Consider the following 14953-nt stretch of genomic DNA (forward strand, 5'->3'; position numbering starts at 1 on the left):
ACAGTGAAACGACTTTGCGCCGATGATAGTGCGGGTTCCCGTGTGAAAGTAGGTCATCGTCAGGCTCTTACAGCCCAGAAAACCCCAGTCTATTTAGACTGGGGTTTTTTGCTTTGCAGGTCCACAAACTTTTCGCTTTGAGTTGCGTGCAATAACTGGATTGCCTTGACTCTCGGAGCAGCCCGCTGATTCACTCTGCTTTTGCCATGCAACTACAAGAGATTCTGTATTCCCAAGGGTTTGGCACACGCCGCGTCTGCGCTGGACTGGTGCAGCAAGGTTGGGTGGCTGTGCGTGAGCCGACTGTGGCCGCAGGTGAGTACGAATACCGCCCTTGTACCGATGCGACCTCTGATTACGATCCCGAAGGGCTGGTTTTGCGGGTTCAGGGCATTGACTGGCCCTACCATGCAAAGGCCTATGTGCTCCTGAACAAGCCTGCCGGGACCGAATGTTCCCAGAAGCCATCCACCTATCCCAGCATCTACACGCTGTTGCCCGCGCCATTGCGGCAGCGGCCTACAAAAAGTGCGGTGCAAGGGGTTCAGGCTGTCGGACGTCTCGATCAGGACACCACCGGCATGCTGCTGCTGAGCGATGACGGGCAGTTCATTCACCGCATGAGTTCGCCTAAGAAGCACGTGCCCAAGGTCTACCAGGTCACAACCAAGCACCCTGTGGATGGTGCCCAGGTGACCCAGTTATTGGCAGGAGTGGTGCTGGATGACGATCCCAAGCCGGTTCGCGCAGCAGGTTGCGAGGTGGTTGGCAGCCACCGCCTGGACCTGACCCTGACAGAAGGCAAGTACCACCAAGTCAAGCGCATGCTGGCTGCCGTGGGCAACCGGGTGGAAGGGCTGCACCGTTCCAGAATTGGCGGCATGGATTTGCCTGCGGACCTGGCCCCTGGTGCCTGGCGCTGGCTTGGCGAAGATGAGATGCAGCTCTTGACCCAGGTTGGCTGAAGGAGGGGCAGGGCAGTTCCCCATCAGTGCATCGCGCTGGGTGGCAGGGGCCCGGGGTAGGGCGAGCCGATCGAAGAGCATATTGGTGCATGACCTTGATCAATGTTCATGTTTGACGCGCTGCGTTACTCCTGCAATCGCCGGGTACGGGTGGGCGGGACGCTACACTCACAGGCTGTGTTGAAAGTGGCTCTGTGAAGATTTTTTCGATTGCACGTACATGTGTTGCCCTGTGTGGGCTGTGGCTGTCCATCGGAGGCGCGGGTGCTTCAGTGCCCCCCCTGTTTGTTCTCAATTCGCTGGAGGCCAATGTCAGTGTCATTGACCCGGCGACCTGGACGGAGACAACCCGGATCCCTACGGGCAAAGAGCCGCACCACCTCTACCTGACACCGGATGAAAAGTCGGTGATCGTGGCCAATGCTTTGGGCGACACGCTGACGTTCATTGATCCGCGCACGGCCCAGGTACAGCGTACGGTGCGCGGCATTGTGGACCCTTACCACCTCCGCTTCAGTCCCGATATGAAGTGGTTCATTACCGCCGCGAACCGGCTGAACCATGTGGACTTTTATCGCTGGGATGGCAAGGACCTGACGCTGGTGCAGCGTGTGGCCACATCGCGCACGCCCAGCCATCTGTGGATCGACAGCCGCAGTACCACGGTGTACGCCACCATGCAGGACAGTGATGAGTTGGTGGCCATGGACCTCACCACCCAGACCATCAAATGGCGCATCAAGACCGGCACCATGCCGGCGGATGTGTACGGCAGTCCCGACGACAAGCGCTTGTTTGTCGGCTTGACCGGCAGCGACAGTGTTGAAGTGTTTGATGTCTCGGGGCGTGAGCCGGTCAGCGTTCGGAAGATCAAGACCGGCAACGGTGCCCATGCATTTCGCGCTGCCGGGGATGGCCGCCATCTCTATGTGAGCAACCGCGTAGCCAACTCTATCAGCAAGATCGACATGACAACTTACCAGGTGGTCGAGTCGTACCCCGTGCCGGGTGGCCCCGACTGCATGGATGTGTCTGCCGATGGACGCTTCATTTACGTGAGTTCGCGTTGGGCCCGCAAGCTGTCGGTGGTGGATACCGAAGCCAAGAAGGTCGTGCGGCAGGTCACGGTGGGCAAGTCACCCCACGGCGTCTGGACCTTGCACCACGCGCCGCGTTGAGGGCGAGGGTGAAGGCCGTGCGCGCAAGGCTGGGCCACAAACCAATGTCTGGGTGGCAGCTTGCTATATTATTTGTAGCTATAGCCGCATGCCCATCGGGCGCAAGCGCCCAAAATGATTGCAAGCAACCCCTGTATTTGACGTTCGACACCGGTCACATGGAGGTGGCGCCCCTGGTGGCCGATGTGTTGAACCGCCAGCAGGTGCGGGTGACTTTTTTTGCGGCCAACGAACGGACCAAGGAAGGCGACGGCAGCCTGGGCGACCACTGGGCGCCTTGGTGGCGTGCGCGCGCGGCCGAGGGCCACGAATTCGCTTCGCACACTTGGGACCACACCTACTGGCGTGCGGATGTGGGCACGGCGCAAGCTCCGGTGTTTCGCGTGCGCCCTTCAGCAGGTCCCCGGGAGGGGCAGAGCTTTCAGATGTCGGCTGCCGAGTACTGCGCGGAGATTGGCCGTGCTGCCGATCGCCTGAAGGTGCTGACGGGCAAGACGCCGCTGCCTCTGTTCCGCGCGCCCGGAGGAAAAATATCCCCCCAGCTGATCGCCACCGCGCAGGCCTGCGGTTATGCGCATGTGGGCTGGTCGCCCGCAGGCTTTCTGGGGGATGAGCTGCCCAGTGAGAGCGCCAGCAATGCGGCCCTGCTGCGCAAGGCCTTGCGTGATGTGCGCAGCGGCGACATTCTGCTGGCGCACCTCGGTATCTGGTCGCGCAAGGACCCGTGGGCGCCAACCGTGCTGGAGCCCTTGATCGTGGGCCTCAAGCAGCAGGGTTTCTGCTTTCGGACCTTGCGGGAGCATCCCCAGTACGGGGTGGCCCGCTGATGGACAACAGGGCGGCGGGTTGCGCGGATGCCGATGCAGGCGCTTGCTGCGCGGCCCGCTGTAGCGCTGGCATGGGAGCATGATGTGATGGGATCGCTAGGCAGTTGGTTCGATGGCGTGCAGCAGTGGCTGTTTGAGAGCGTGCTGCAGCCGCTGATGTTCTCGCTGGGCCTGAGCAGCGTGTTGGAGTCTGGCTATGAGGCCGCAGGCTGGCTTCTGGTGGGATTGCTGCAGCTGGCGGTGATCGTTGCCGTGATCGGCCCGATGCAGCGCCTGTGGCCGGTGGAGCCGGTGACCAACCGAGCCACCATCCGCACCGACATCCTTTACACGCTGATCCACCGGCTGGGCGTTTTCCGCCTGGCCTTGTTCTTCACGGTGGACCCGCTGGCCGACTCTCTGTTTGGCGCCTTGCGCGTGGCGGGGGTCAGCACCTTCCAGCTGGATGGCGTCTGGCCGGGGATCACGGACATCCCCTGGGTGAGCCTGCTGCTGTACCTGGTGGTGTTCGATTTTGTGGACTACTGGATCCACCGGGGCCAGCACCACTTCGAATGGTGGTGGCGCCTGCATTCCCTGCACCATGCGCAGCAGCAGATGACCATGTGGAGCGACAACCGCAACCACCTGCTCGACGACCTGCTGCGGGACACGATTCTGGTGGTTGTTGCGCAGGCGATTGGCGTGGCCCCGGGACAGTTCATTGCCATTGTGGCCATCACCCAGCTCAGCGAGAGCTTTCAGCATGCCAATGTGCGCCTGTGGTTTGGCCGCTGGGGCGAGCGCCTGTGGGTCAGCCCGCGTTTCCACCGCCTGCACCACAGCATTGGCATTGGCCATGAAACGGTGAAGCCTGCGGTGGCTGCAGCCGATGGCGTGAAGTCCGAGGGGCCCCGCGTGGTGCTGGGCGGCCACAATTTCGGGGTGCTGCTGCCCTGGTGGGACATGCTGATGCACACGGCCAACTTCGAATGGCGCTTTGACCCCACCGGCGTGCGCGACCAGGTCGAGCCCGATGCGAAAGGGCGGTTGCGCGACTACGGCCAGGGGTTCTGGTCTCAGCAATGGCGGGGTGTGCTGAGGTTGTTCGGCAAAGCCTGATGTGTCTCCCCCCATAGGCACCCAAGGTATGCTTGCCGACATGGGACTTCTGCTTGACTCTTTCTGGCGCGCTGCGGTCTATTGCCTGCGGCCGCGTGTTGTGGCCCTGTCGGTCTTGCCGCTATTGCTGATGGTGGCTTTGGCACTGGGCCTGGGTTATTTCTACTGGGATGTGGCGGTTCAGGGCATGCGCGCAATGCTGGATGCCTCCACGCTGCTCGCCAGCGTCTGGAGCTGGCTGCAGGGCTGGGGCCTGGGGGATGTGACTGCCGTGATGGCCCCCCTGATGGTGGTGCTGGCCGTGGCGCCCGTGCTGGTGGTGGTGTCGCTGCTGGCAGTGGCCGTGCTCATGACACCCGCCCTGGTGGCCTTGGTGGCCGAGCGGCGGTTTCCCGATCTGGAGCGCAAGAAGGGCGGCTCCTTCATTGCCAGCGTGGCCTGGTCGGTGGGCTCCACCCTGCTGGCGCTGGTGGCCCTTGTGGTGTCGGTTCCGCTGTGGCTGGTGCCGCCGCTCGTGCTGGTGCTGCCGCCCCTGATCTGGGGCTGGCTCACCTACCGGGTCATGGTGTTTGATGCTCTGGCCGACCATGCCAGCAAGGAAGAGCGCCAGGAGATCTTCCGCCGCCACCGCAGCAGCCTGCTGGGCATTGGCATCATCACCGGCTACCTGGGGGCGGCGCCCAGCATTGTCTGGGCGTCCGGGGTCGTGTTTGCAGCGGCCTTTTTCATCCTGGTTCCGCTTGCCATCTGGATCTACACCCTGGTGTTCGCGTTCTCGTCGCTCTGGTTTACCCATTACGGACTGGCAGCGCTGCAGCGCCTGCGTGCCGAGTCTGCCGGGCTGGCGCCCGTGGTTGTCACTGCCGATGTGGCCGATGTCGCCGCGCCTCCTGCGGTGGTGGCTCCTGCGTTGCCTGTGGCATCCTCTGCGACCGCCTTGCCTCCGGCTCCATCTTCGACCTCCGAGAATCCAGCACCATGACCCCCACCTTCGGCCTCATCATCGTGGGCGATGAAATCCTGTCGGGCAAACGTGCCGACAAGCACATGCCCAAGGTCATTGAGCTTCTGGCGGCACGGGGCCTGTCGCTGGCCTATGCGGACTATGTGGGCGATAGCCCTGACCGCATCACGGCGACCCTGCAGCGTGCGTTTGCATCGAGCGACGTGGTGTTCTCGTGCGGCGGGATTGGTGCCACGCCCGACGACCACACGCGCCAGTGTGCCGCCCGCGCCCTGGGGCGTGAACTGCTGCTGCACCCCGAGGCCGAGGCCCTGATCCGCGAACGCATGCAGGACGTGGCGCGGGAGCAAGGCGTGCCCTACGAGGCCGACCGGCCCGACAACATCCATCGGCTCAACATGGGGGTGTTTCCGGCAGGGGCCCGCATCATTCCGAATCCCTACAACAAGATCCCCGGCTTCAGCTGCGAGGGTGCGGGCGGAGGGGCCGTGCATTTTGTGCCGGGCTTTCCCGTGATGGCCTGGCCCATGATCGAAGGGGTGCTGGAGCGGCACTACGCGGAATTCTTCAATCGCACGCCCCAGACCGAGCAGTCGGTGGTGGTCTACGGCGCCATGGAGGCGGCGTTGACGCCTCTCATGGAGCGCATCGAAAAAATGCATCCGCTGGTGCGGGTGTTCAGTCTCCCCAGCGTGGATCATCCACAATACGGGCGGCATATCGAGCTGGGCGTCAAAGGGCCGGCACTCTCGGTTCCTGCTGCATGGCAGGATCTGAAACAAGGGTTGCACGAATTTGGTGCAAATTGCGGCCCTGAATTGGTGCGCAATCTGTGATGTTCAGGCTTGATCCAAGGATTGCACTGTTTTGGTGCTTTTTGGCGGATGCCGTGCCAACCCGTAGTCTGCGGCGCTCCTTCATAGTGCGGTAGTGCACTCGGCTGGCACGCAAACTGCTTTTATTTCGGCAAAATCTTTTTTCAACAAGCGCTTTACCCAGGAGAACCTGATGGCCAAGACCGTTGCAGACGTGATGAAGATGGTGAAGGAAAACGAAGTCAAGTTCGTTGACTTCCGTTTCACCGATACCCGTGGCAAACAACAGCACACCACGGTGCCCGTCTCTCACTTCGACGAAGACAAGTTCACTTCGGGCCATGCCTTTGACGGCTCGTCGATCGCCGGCTGGAAGGGCATTGAAGCCTCCGACATGCAGCTGATCCCCGACCCGAGCACGGCCAACATCGATCCTTTCTTTGAAGAAACGACGCTGATCCTGACCTGCGACGTGATCGAGCCCACCGACGGCAAGGCCTACGACCGCGATCCCCGCTCCATCGCCAAGCGCGCTGAAGCCTACCTGAAGGCCTCCGGCCTGGGCGACACCGCCTACTTCGGTCCCGAGCCAGAATTCTTCATCTTCGACGGCGTGCGCTGGAGCACCGAGCCCAACAACACGTTCTACGAAATCGAAGAGTACGAAGCTCCCTGGAACACCGGCGCCAAGCTCGAAGGCGGCAACCGTGGCCACCGTCCCACCGTCAAGGGCGGCTACTTCCCCGTGCCTCCCGTTGACAGCACGCAAGACATGCGCGCCGAGATGTCCCTGATCCTCGAATCCCTGGGCATCCCGGTCGAAGTGTTCCACCACGAAGTGGCGGGCGCTGGCCAGAACGAAATCGGCACCAAGTTCAGCACGCTGGTCGAGCGCGCCGACTGGACCATCCTGCAGAAGTACGTGATCCACAACGTGGCCAACGCCTATGGCAAGACCGCCACGTTCATGCCCAAGCCTTACCACGGCGACAACGGCTCCGGCATGCACGTGCACCAGTCCGTCTGGAAGGACGGCAAGAACCTGTTCGCTGGCGATGGCTATGCTGGTCTGTCGGACTTCGCGCTGTACTACATCGGCGGCATCATCAAGCACGCCCGTGCCCTGAACGCCATCACCAACCCCGGCACCAACAGCTACAAGCGTCTGGTGCCCCACTTCGAAGCCCCGGTGAAGCTGGCCTACTCGGCCAAGAACCGTTCTGCCTCGATCCGCATCCCCTACGTGGCCAACCCCAAGGGCCGTCGCGTGGAAGCTCGCTTCCCCGATCCACTGATGAACCCCTACCTGGGTTTCGCAGCCCTGCTGATGGCCGGTCTGGACGGCGTGGAAAACAAGATCCATCCCGGCGAAGCCGCCACGAAGGATCTGTACCACCTGCCTCCAGAAGAAGACAAGCTGGTGCCCACCGTGTGCCACAGCCTGGACCAGGCCCTGGAGCACCTGGACAAGGACCGCGCGTTCCTGACCAAGGGTGGCGTGTTCACCGACAGCATGATCGACGCCTACATCGATCTGAAGATGAACGAAGTGACCCGCTTCCGCATGGCCGTGCACCCTGTCGAGTACGACATGTACTACTCGCTGTAATCGTCTGCCTGCAGACCATTGCTCATAAAAAGGCGGCGCAAGCCGCCTTTTTTCATGGGGCCGAGTACATCTTCATGCCCGTGGCGGAACCAAGGTGGCGGGTGTTGCATCCTTGGATAAACCCCTGCCCAGGTCTGCCCTTGCTCGATTGGCGATGTGTGGCGATTGGTGGATACTCCCTTCTCTCCTGCATGTCCGTGCGAGGAACCTGAATGAAAAAAACGCTCTTCACCCTGCTCCTCATTGCCTCCACGCCTTTTGCAACGTGGGCACAAGACCGCATCTATCGCTGCGGCAACGAATACACCAACAACGCTACCCAGGCCAAGGAGCGCGGCTGCAGGCTGGTGGAAGGGGGCAATGTCACCGTGGTGCAGGGCACCCGGCCTGCGTCGGGCGCGGCGCCTGCCCCCTCGTCTTCTGCGGGTGGCGGGGCAGCCGCGTCGCCTTCCTCGGCCCCCAAGGTCAGCTCCAACGACCAGAAGGCCCGCGACTCTGATGCGCGCGCCATCCTCGAGTCGGAACTGCGCAAGGCCGAAGCGCGCCATGCCGACCTCGTCAAGGAATACAACAACGGCGCCCCTGAACGCAATGCGCTCGACCTGCGCAACCCCCAGCGCTACACGGAGCGCACCGCCGAACTCAAGGCCAGCGTGGCCCGCAGCGAAAGTGACATCGCCGGCATCAAGCGCGAGATCGCCCGCCTGCCAGCGCCCGCCAACTAACCAACAACCACCCCCTGCGTGTGAGTGTCCCTTCATCCCCTGAACTGCCCGGCACCGACACCGGGCGTTTTCATTCGCTGGACCTGATGTCCACCCTGGTGGCTGTGCTGCGCGCTCATGATGGCGCTGTGCAGTTTGCCAACGCCGCCCTGGAAAACACGCTGGGCCTGTCGCGCCGCACACTGGAAGGCGCGGACTTCTCTACCTTCTTCACCGACCCCGCCTTGCTGCAGACCGCCCTGGCGGGAGCCCGGGGCAAGGACTTTGCCGCGCTGCGCTACGAAGCCAGCCTGAAACGCCTGCACCAGGAGCCCGTGCCCGTGCATGTCAACGTGGCCGATGCCGAACAGGTGGGCGAAATCCTGGTGGAGCTGTGGCCGCTGGAGCAGCAGGCCCGCCAGGACCGCGAAGAGCGCCTGCGCGACCAGGCCCAGGCCAACAAGGAGCTGATCCGCAACCTGGCCCACGAGATCAAGAACCCGCTGGGCGGCATCCGGGGCGCAGCGCAGCTGCTGGAGATGGAGCTCGACAACCGCGAGCTCACCGAGTACACCCAGGTCATCATCCACGAGGCCGACCGCCTGCAAAGCCTGGTGGACCGGCTGCTCGCGCCGCACCGCCATCCGCACCTGGTGGGCGATGTGAACATCCACGAGGTGTGCGAGCGCGTGCGTTCGCTGGTGCTGGTCGAATACCCCCAGGGCCTCAAGGTCCAGCGCGACTACGACACCTCCATCCCCGAGTTCCGGGGCGACCGCGCCCAGCTCATCCAGGCGCTGCTGAACATCGTGCAAAACGGCGCCCAGGCGCTCACCGACCGCATTGCTGCGGGCGATGCCGTGATCACACTGCGCACCCGCGTGGCCCGCCAGGTCACGTTCGGCCGTCAGCGCTATCGGCTGGCACTGGAATTGCATGTCATCGACAACGGACCGGGCGTACCCGATGCCATCAAGGAACGGATTTTTTATCCACTGGTGTCGGGGCGGGACGGCGGATCAGGGCTGGGGCTGACGTTGGCGCAAACCTTCGTGCAGCGCCACCACGGGTTGATCGAATGCGACAGCGTACCGGGTCGCACCGACTTCCGCATCCTGATCCCGCTGCCTTGACAACCACGCACGACGGTCCCTGACACGCAACCACAGGGAAGGTTAGAAAAACATATGAAGCCGATCTGGATAGTAGATGACGACCCCTCGATCCGCTTCGTCCTGGAGAAGGCGCTGGCCCGCGAGAACCTGCCCACGCGCAGCTTCACGCACCCCCGCGAAGTGCTGGACGCACTGGCCGATGTCACCGCAGGCGACCCTGCCCGCCAGGGCCCCCAGGTTCTGGTGAGCGACATCCGCATGCCCGGCGGTTCGGGCCTGCAGCTGCTGGAGAAGGTGCGCGAGCTGCAGCCCGGCCTGCCCGTCATCATCATGACGGCGTACTCCGACCTCGACAGCGCCGTGTCGGCCTTTCAGCGCGGCGCGTTTGAATACCTGCCCAAGCCTTTCGACCTGCCCAAGGCAGTGGAACTGATCCGCCGCGCGGTGGAAGAAAGCCAACGCGAAGAAGTCACCGAAGAACGCCAGACCGCGACCCCCGAAATGCTGGGCCAGGCGCCCGCCATGCAGGACGTGTTCCGCGCCATCGGGCGGTTGTCGCAAAGCCAGGTCACGGTGCTCATCACCGGCGAATCGGGCTCGGGCAAGGAACTGGTGGCGCGTGCGCTGCACAAGCATTCGCCCGTGGCAGACGGCCCCTTTGTGGCCATCAACACCGCAGCCATCCCCAAGGACCTGCTGGAGAGCGAACTCTTCGGCCACGAGCGCGGCGCCTTCACCGGCGCGCAAACCCAGCGGCGGGGCCGCTTCGAGCAGGCCGAGGGCGGCACGCTGTTCCTCGACGAAATCGGCGACATGCCGTTTGACCTGCAGACGCGCTTGCTGCGCGTGTTGTCCGACGGCCAGTTCTACCGCGTGGGCGGCCATGCGGCTGTCAAGGCCCATGTGCGCGTGATTGCTGCCACCCACCAGAACCTGGAGCAGCGCGTCAAGGAAGGCGGCTTCCGCGAGGACTTGTTCCACCGCCTCAACGTGATCCGCCTGCGCCTGCCCGCGCTGCGCGAGCGGCACGAAGACGTGCCCATGCTCACGCGCCACTTCCTGCAGCAAAGCGCGCGGCAGCTGGGCGTGGAGCCCAAGCGCATTGCCGACTCGGCGCTGGCGCGGCTGGAGCAGTTCGCCTTTCCCGGCAACGTGCGCCAGCTGGAGAACATCTGCCACTGGCTCACGGTGATGGCACCCGCGCAGGTGATCTCCCTGCAAGACCTGCCCCCTGAAGTGCTGGAGGCCCCGGTCTACCAGCCGCCGGTGCGCGCCACGCCGGGCGCAGAACCTGCGGCTACGGTCACATCCATGCCCGTGGCGCCGTTGGCCGCGGTGGTGCCCGTGGCGCAGGCCCCTGCCGCGCCGCAGCCTGCGTCCGACATGGTGGGAGGGCTGCACCACCCTGCGGTGCCTGCGCCCATGCCTGCCGCCGCGCCATCCTGGTCGGCCGATGCGGCGGCAGCCGCCGCCCCCGCTGCGACTGTCCACAGCTGGGAGCAGGCGCTGGAAACCGAGGCGCAAAAGCTGCTGGCGGGCGGCCAGCCCGAGGTGTGGGATGCGCTCACGCGGCGCTTTGAGTCGCGCCTGATCCGCACGGCCCTGGTGGCCACCCATGGGCGCCGCATGGAAGCCGCGCAGCGCCTGGGTATTGGGCGCAACACCATCACGCGCAAGATCCAGGAGCTGGGGCTGGACGCACCCGACGAGGCGTGACTGCCCGCGTCGCGGCTGCATAGCCGGATTGAAAAGAGCCCCTGGCCGCGGCAAGCTGCCAGGGGCTCTTTGACTTGGGTGATTCAAAAATCAAGGAAAAAGAGGCCGTTTGCGCGCGCCCCTATTGCCTTTATAGCTATTGAATCAGTAGCAAATCAACCCAGGGTCACCACCACCGGTGTGTGGTCGCTGGGCTGCGGGTTCTTGCGTGGGGCGCGGTCCACCACGCAGGCCGTCACCGTGGGCTTGAGGGCCTCGCTCACCAGAATGTGGTCGATGCGCAGGCCCCGGTTTTTCTGGAAGCCCAGCATGCGGTAGTCCCACCACGAGAAGCTCTTGTCGGGTTGCTCGAACATGCGGAACGCATCGGTCAGGCCCAGCCCCAGCAGCGCCTGGAAGTGGTTGCGTTCTTCGGTCGTGTGGTGGATGGTCTCGCGCAGGCCCTCGGGGTCGTATGAGTCGCGGTCTTCGGGGGCCACGTTGAAGTCGCCCACCAGCACCAGGCGCGGGTGGGCGGCCATCTCTGCGCGCACCATGTCCTGCAGCGCCTGCAGCCAGCGCATCTTGTAGGCAAACTTTTCCGAACCTGGTTCCTGGCCGTTGACGAAGTAGCCGTTGAGCAGGCGCAGGGGGCCTGCCGGCGTGTCCAGCGTGGCGGCGATGACGCGGGCCTGCTCGTCGCCAAAGGCGGGGATGTTGCGCACCACATCGCGCAGCGGGTGGCGGCTGAGGATGGCCACGCCGTTGTAGGTCTTCTGGCCAAAGGCGGCGGCTTCGTAGCCGGCCTCTTTCAGGGCGTCGTGCGGAAACTTGTCATCGGTGAGCTTGAGTTCCTGCAGGCACAGCGCATCGACCGGGTTGGCGGCCAGCCAGGCCAGCACCTGGGGCAGGCGCACCGACAGGGAGTTCACGTTCCAGGTGGCGATTTGCATAGGTTTTTTGGCCCTTTGCGCCCGTCCATCAAGCGCTAGTAGCTATCAATAAGTGAGTAAAAGCGCAGTGGCACTCAGGCCGCGCGCACGTAGGTCACAAAGCTGAACGGCAGTCCGTTGCTGCCCACCTGGCGGCTGCTGCGTGCCGACACGGTCCATTCTGGGCCGAGCGTGGGGGCGTAGGCGTCGCCGTCGAAGGGCTGGTCGATCTCGGTCACCTCCACGCGGTCAGCCAGGGGCAGGGCTTCGGCGTAAATCTGCGCGCCGCCGATCACCCACACCGTCTGGGCCGCATCGCATTGCGCCAGGGCCTCGGCCAGGCTGCCTGCGCGGTGCGCGCCGTCGGCCTGCCAGTCGGTCTGGCGCGTCACCACGATGTTGCTGCGGCCGGGCAGGGGGCGAAAGCGCGGGGGCAGCGAGTCCCAGGTCTTGCGGCCCATGACCACCGGGCAACCCTGGGTGAGCTGCTTGAAGTGCGCCATGTCCTCGGCCAGGTGCCAGGGGAGCTGGTTGTCCCGGCCGATGACGCCATTGGCGGCGCGGGCGTAGATGAGGTGCAGGGGCATGGGGCTTGGTGTTTTGTGGGGCTTGATCTGGTCAGATGTGCAGGGCGGCGAGCGCGCCCACGCCCAGGCCCACGGCGGCCACGCCATACATGCCGTATTCCAGCCACTTCTTCTTGGTCAGCAGCGCAATGGCGGCCAAGGCAATTGCCACCTGCAGCGCCGTGGTGGCCTGGGCCCAGCGGTGGTGCTGGTGCATCTGGGCTTCGCTTTTCTGGTCGAAGGCATGGGCATCGGCCTCCAGCTTTTCGGCCACGGCCTTGATCTCGTTCTTTTCTTTTTCGTAGCGGTCGATCTTGCCCTGGTACTTGGCCTTTTCGGTCTCGGCCGGGGTCAGGTCACGTGCCAGTTCGGCCAGGCTTTGTTTGGTGCTTTTGGACTGGAAGTAATTCCACTGGTTGGAGGCCTCGGTCTTCTTGATGGCCGCATCGTTCTTGAGCAGCCCGGCATTGGCCTGCGTGGCCCCGCCCATGTAGGCAAAGATGGCACCCACCGTGGCCACGATGGCGGTGAACATGGCGATCTTGTTCATGGACGAGCCATTGCCCTCCGCGCCATGGCTGGAGGCGTGGTCGCCATGGTGGCCATGGGTGGCATGCTCGACTGCGTGGTCGTGGGGGCCGTGTACGTGAAATCCGCCGGAAGACATGGGTAAGCGTGGGGGTGATGGTTGTGGATGAATGGACGCCGGGCAAGCGCTGCTGCGTTTGCCTGCGGAAACGGGTTTTAAGGGCGGGCGCCGGTTGGGGCTACACCGCCACGGGTGCCTTGATGGCGGGGTGGCACTGGTAGTCCAGCACTTCAAAGTCTTCGTACTGGTAGTCGAAGATGCTGTCCGGCTTGCGCTTGATGTTCAGTACGGGGTAGGGGTAGGGCGTGCGCGCCAGCTGCGTCTCAACCTGCTCGTGGTGGTTGCTGTAGATGTGGCAGTCGCCGCCCGTCCAGATGAAGTCGCCCACATCCAGGTCGCACTGCTGCGCCACCATGTGGGTCAGCAGCGCATAGCTGGCGATGTTGAAGGGCACCCCGAGGAAGATGTCTGCGCTGCGCTGGTACAGCTGGCAGCTCAGCGTGCCGCGCCCGCCGGGCTCCTGCGCCGGGGCTACGTAGAACTGGAAGAACGCATGGCAGGGCATGAGCGCCATCTTGTGCAGCTCGGCCACGTTCCAGGCGCTCACGATGATGCGGCGCGAGTCGGGGTTGGTCTTCAGGGTTTGGATCACGTCGCTGATCTGGTCGATGTGCCCGCCGTCCGGCGTGGGCCAGCTGCGCCACTGCACGCCGTACACCGGGCCCAGGTCTCCATCCTCGCGCGCCCATTCGTCCCAGATGGTCACGCCACGTTCTTTCAGCCAGTTGTTGTTGCTCGATCCGGTGAGGAACCACAGCAGCTCCTGGATGATGGACTTGAGGTGCACCTTCTTGGTGGTGACCAGAGGAAAGCCTTCCTTCAGGTCAAACCGCATCTGGTGGCCGAACACGCTGGTCGTGCCGGTGCCCGTGCGATCCGACTTGTGCACGCCGTGGGTGAACACATGGCGCATGAAGTCTTCGTACTGGGAGCGCGCGGGGCGGGGGAGCAAGGCAGGAGCTGCCGGGGCGGCAGAAGGCTGGGTCATGGGATCGATCACTCAGAGTGGGGCGCCGCCATCAAGAGGTGGCCGTTGCCGACAGCGGATTTTATGCGGAGCGGGAGAATGCGGGACTCGCCTTCCATCCCTTGCATCTGCCATGACGACTCCTGCCACTCCCGCCACCATCCGCCCCCTCGAAGCTGCCGACTGGCCCGCCGTATGGCCCATCCTGCGCGCCACCTTTCAGGCGGGCGACACGTATGCCTTTGCCCCTGACAGCACCGAGGCCGAGATCCACAAAGCCTGGGTAGGACTGCCTGCCGCAACCTTTGTTGCCCGCGGCGTGGGCGGGCAGATTTTGGGCACCTACTTCATCAAGCCCAACCAGACCGGGCTGGGCGCCCATGTGTGCAACTGTGGCTATGTGGTGGCGCCGGCCGCGCAGGGGCAGGGCGTGGCGTCGTTGATGTGCGAGCACTCTCAAAAGCAGGCCGTGGCCATGGGCTTTCGGGCCATGCAGTTCAACCTGGTGGTGGCCAGCAATGTGCGCGCCGTGCGGCTGTGGCAGCACCTGGGCTTTGCGGTCGTGGGCACGCTGCCCGGGGCCTTCCGGCACCACACGCTGGGCTATGTCGATGCCCACGTGATGTTCAAGACGCTGGTGGCCTGAGCTTTTCCCTGATGCAAAAAAGGGCTCCCATGCGGGAGCCCTTTCAGGGGGCGGGGGGAAACACTTCCACATGGTGGCAGCACCCACAACCGTGAGATGCCACCACCATGGGAAGTCCCGCAACTGTGTCAATCGATCAACCGATTACATGGCGCTGAATTCGCCCGAAGGGATCTGACCCGTGCGCAGGGCTTCGGCAGCCTGGGCACGCACAGCAGCG

At 63.9% G+C, this 14953-nt stretch carries 15 protein-coding genes; 11 read left to right on the top strand and 4 right to left on the bottom strand.

Features of this window, described 5'->3' with window-relative positions; all coding sequences use genetic code 11:
- Positions 1-206 precede the first annotated feature (206 nt).
- The 10 genes from AC07Z7_RS23145 (at position 207) to ntrC (ending at position 10994) form a co-directional block, all read left to right on the top strand.
- Positions 207-965, top strand: a complete 759-nt coding sequence (locus AC07Z7_RS23145; protein WP_494767792.1) for a 16S rRNA pseudouridine(516) synthase — start codon at positions 207-209, stop codon at positions 963-965.
- A gap of 194 nt (positions 966-1159) precedes the next feature.
- Positions 1160-2143 (top strand): YncE family protein, encoded by a 984-nt coding sequence (locus AC07Z7_RS23150; RefSeq protein ID WP_252661553.1) that lies wholly within the window; start codon positions 1160-1162, stop codon positions 2141-2143.
- Between the two features lie 44 nt (positions 2144-2187).
- Entirely contained in the window at positions 2188-2970 is a 783-nt protein-coding gene (locus tag AC07Z7_RS23155) for a polysaccharide deacetylase family protein (RefSeq protein WP_494767793.1), read from the top strand.
- Positions 2971-3057: 87 nt separating this feature from the next.
- A complete protein-coding gene (locus AC07Z7_RS23160; protein WP_494767794.1) occupies positions 3058-4071 on the top strand; it encodes a sterol desaturase family protein in 1014 nt (337 codons plus the stop codon).
- A 28-nt stretch (positions 4072-4099) separates the two neighbouring features.
- Positions 4100-5053, top strand: coding sequence for an EI24 domain-containing protein (locus AC07Z7_RS23165; protein ID WP_494767795.1), 954 nt, complete (start codon positions 4100-4102; stop codon positions 5051-5053).
- Positions 5050-5871 carry a competence/damage-inducible protein A gene (locus AC07Z7_RS23170; protein WP_494767796.1) on the top strand — a complete coding sequence of 274 codons (822 nt, stop codon included), beginning with the start codon at positions 5050-5052 and terminating at the stop codon, positions 5869-5871. The genes AC07Z7_RS23165 and AC07Z7_RS23170 overlap by 4 nt, the downstream gene beginning before the upstream one ends.
- Before the next feature lie 172 nt (positions 5872-6043).
- Positions 6044-7459 (top strand): type I glutamate--ammonia ligase, encoded by a 1416-nt coding sequence (glnA, locus tag AC07Z7_RS23175; RefSeq protein ID WP_094291201.1) that lies wholly within the window; start codon positions 6044-6046, stop codon positions 7457-7459.
- A gap of 212 nt (positions 7460-7671) precedes the next feature.
- A complete protein-coding gene (locus AC07Z7_RS23180; RefSeq protein ID WP_252661559.1) occupies positions 7672-8184 on the top strand; it encodes a hypothetical protein in 513 nt (170 codons plus the stop codon).
- Between the two features lie 86 nt (positions 8185-8270).
- The gene (glnL, locus tag AC07Z7_RS23185) at positions 8271-9296 is read left to right on the top strand and encodes a nitrogen regulation protein NR(II) (protein WP_252661612.1); all 1026 of its coding nucleotides are present in this window, start codon (positions 8271-8273) and stop codon (positions 9294-9296) included.
- Between the two features lie 54 nt (positions 9297-9350).
- Positions 9351-10994, top strand: a complete 1644-nt coding sequence (gene ntrC / locus AC07Z7_RS23190) for a nitrogen regulation protein NR(I) (protein WP_494767797.1) — start codon at positions 9351-9353, stop codon at positions 10992-10994.
- 155 nt (positions 10995-11149) lie between these two features.
- Here ntrC and xth read toward each other — a convergent pair whose 3' ends face one another.
- The 4 genes from xth to AC07Z7_RS23210 all read right to left on the bottom strand — a co-directional run bounded on the left by xth (position 11150) and on the right by AC07Z7_RS23210 (position 14108).
- On the bottom strand, positions 11150-11926 hold the full coding sequence (xth, locus tag AC07Z7_RS23195; RefSeq protein WP_094290758.1) for an exodeoxyribonuclease III: 777 nt from the start codon (positions 11924-11926) through the stop codon (positions 11150-11152).
- Between the two features lie 74 nt (positions 11927-12000).
- Positions 12001-12492 (bottom strand): dihydrofolate reductase, encoded by a 492-nt coding sequence (locus tag AC07Z7_RS23200; protein ID WP_494767798.1) that lies wholly within the window; start codon positions 12490-12492, stop codon positions 12001-12003.
- 31 nt (positions 12493-12523) lie between these two features.
- Positions 12524-13138: a DUF4337 domain-containing protein gene (locus AC07Z7_RS23205; RefSeq protein ID WP_094290759.1), complete on the bottom strand. Its 615-nt coding sequence runs from the start codon at positions 13136-13138 to the stop codon at positions 12524-12526.
- A 100-nt stretch (positions 13139-13238) separates the two neighbouring features.
- Positions 13239-14108 carry a thymidylate synthase gene (locus AC07Z7_RS23210; RefSeq protein WP_494767799.1) on the bottom strand — a complete coding sequence of 290 codons (870 nt, stop codon included), beginning with the start codon at positions 14106-14108 and terminating at the stop codon, positions 13239-13241.
- A gap of 112 nt (positions 14109-14220) precedes the next feature.
- Between AC07Z7_RS23210 and AC07Z7_RS23215 the strand changes: the two genes are divergently transcribed.
- Positions 14221-14733, top strand: coding sequence for a GNAT family N-acetyltransferase (locus AC07Z7_RS23215; protein ID WP_494767800.1), 513 nt, complete (start codon positions 14221-14223; stop codon positions 14731-14733).
- Positions 14734-14953 lie beyond the last annotated feature (220 nt).

The organism is Acidovorax sp. GW101-11A03, from assembly GCF_059424825.1.

Coding starts and splice junctions, on each gene's coding strand:
- AC07Z7_RS23145 (WP_494767792.1), top strand. CDS start 207: ATGCAACTACAAGAGATTCTGTATTCCCAAGGGTTTGGCACACGCCGC.
- AC07Z7_RS23155 (WP_494767793.1), top strand. CDS start 2,188: ATGTCTGGGTGGCAGCTTGCTATATTATTTGTAGCTATAGCCGCATGC.
- AC07Z7_RS23160 (WP_494767794.1), top strand. CDS start 3,058: ATGGGATCGCTAGGCAGTTGGTTCGATGGCGTGCAGCAGTGGCTGTTT.
- AC07Z7_RS23165 (WP_494767795.1), top strand. CDS start 4,100: ATGCTTGCCGACATGGGACTTCTGCTTGACTCTTTCTGGCGCGCTGCG.
- AC07Z7_RS23170 (WP_494767796.1), top strand. CDS start 5,050: ATGACCCCCACCTTCGGCCTCATCATCGTGGGCGATGAAATCCTGTCG.
- glnA (WP_094291201.1), top strand. CDS start 6,044: ATGGCCAAGACCGTTGCAGACGTGATGAAGATGGTGAAGGAAAACGAA.
- AC07Z7_RS23180 (WP_252661559.1), top strand. CDS start 7,672: ATGAAAAAAACGCTCTTCACCCTGCTCCTCATTGCCTCCACGCCTTTT.
- glnL (WP_252661612.1), top strand. CDS start 8,271: ATGTCCACCCTGGTGGCTGTGCTGCGCGCTCATGATGGCGCTGTGCAG.
- ntrC (WP_494767797.1), top strand. CDS start 9,351: ATGAAGCCGATCTGGATAGTAGATGACGACCCCTCGATCCGCTTCGTC.
- xth (WP_094290758.1), bottom strand. CDS start 11,926: ATGCAAATCGCCACCTGGAACGTGAACTCCCTGTCGGTGCGCCTGCCC.
- AC07Z7_RS23200 (WP_494767798.1), bottom strand. CDS start 12,492: ATGCCCCTGCACCTCATCTACGCCCGCGCCGCCAATGGCGTCATCGGC.
- AC07Z7_RS23205 (WP_094290759.1), bottom strand. CDS start 13,138: ATGTCTTCCGGCGGATTTCACGTACACGGCCCCCACGACCACGCAGTC.
- AC07Z7_RS23210 (WP_494767799.1), bottom strand. CDS start 14,108: ATGACCCAGCCTTCTGCCGCCCCGGCAGCTCCTGCCTTGCTCCCCCGC.
- AC07Z7_RS23215 (WP_494767800.1), top strand. CDS start 14,221: ATGACGACTCCTGCCACTCCCGCCACCATCCGCCCCCTCGAAGCTGCC.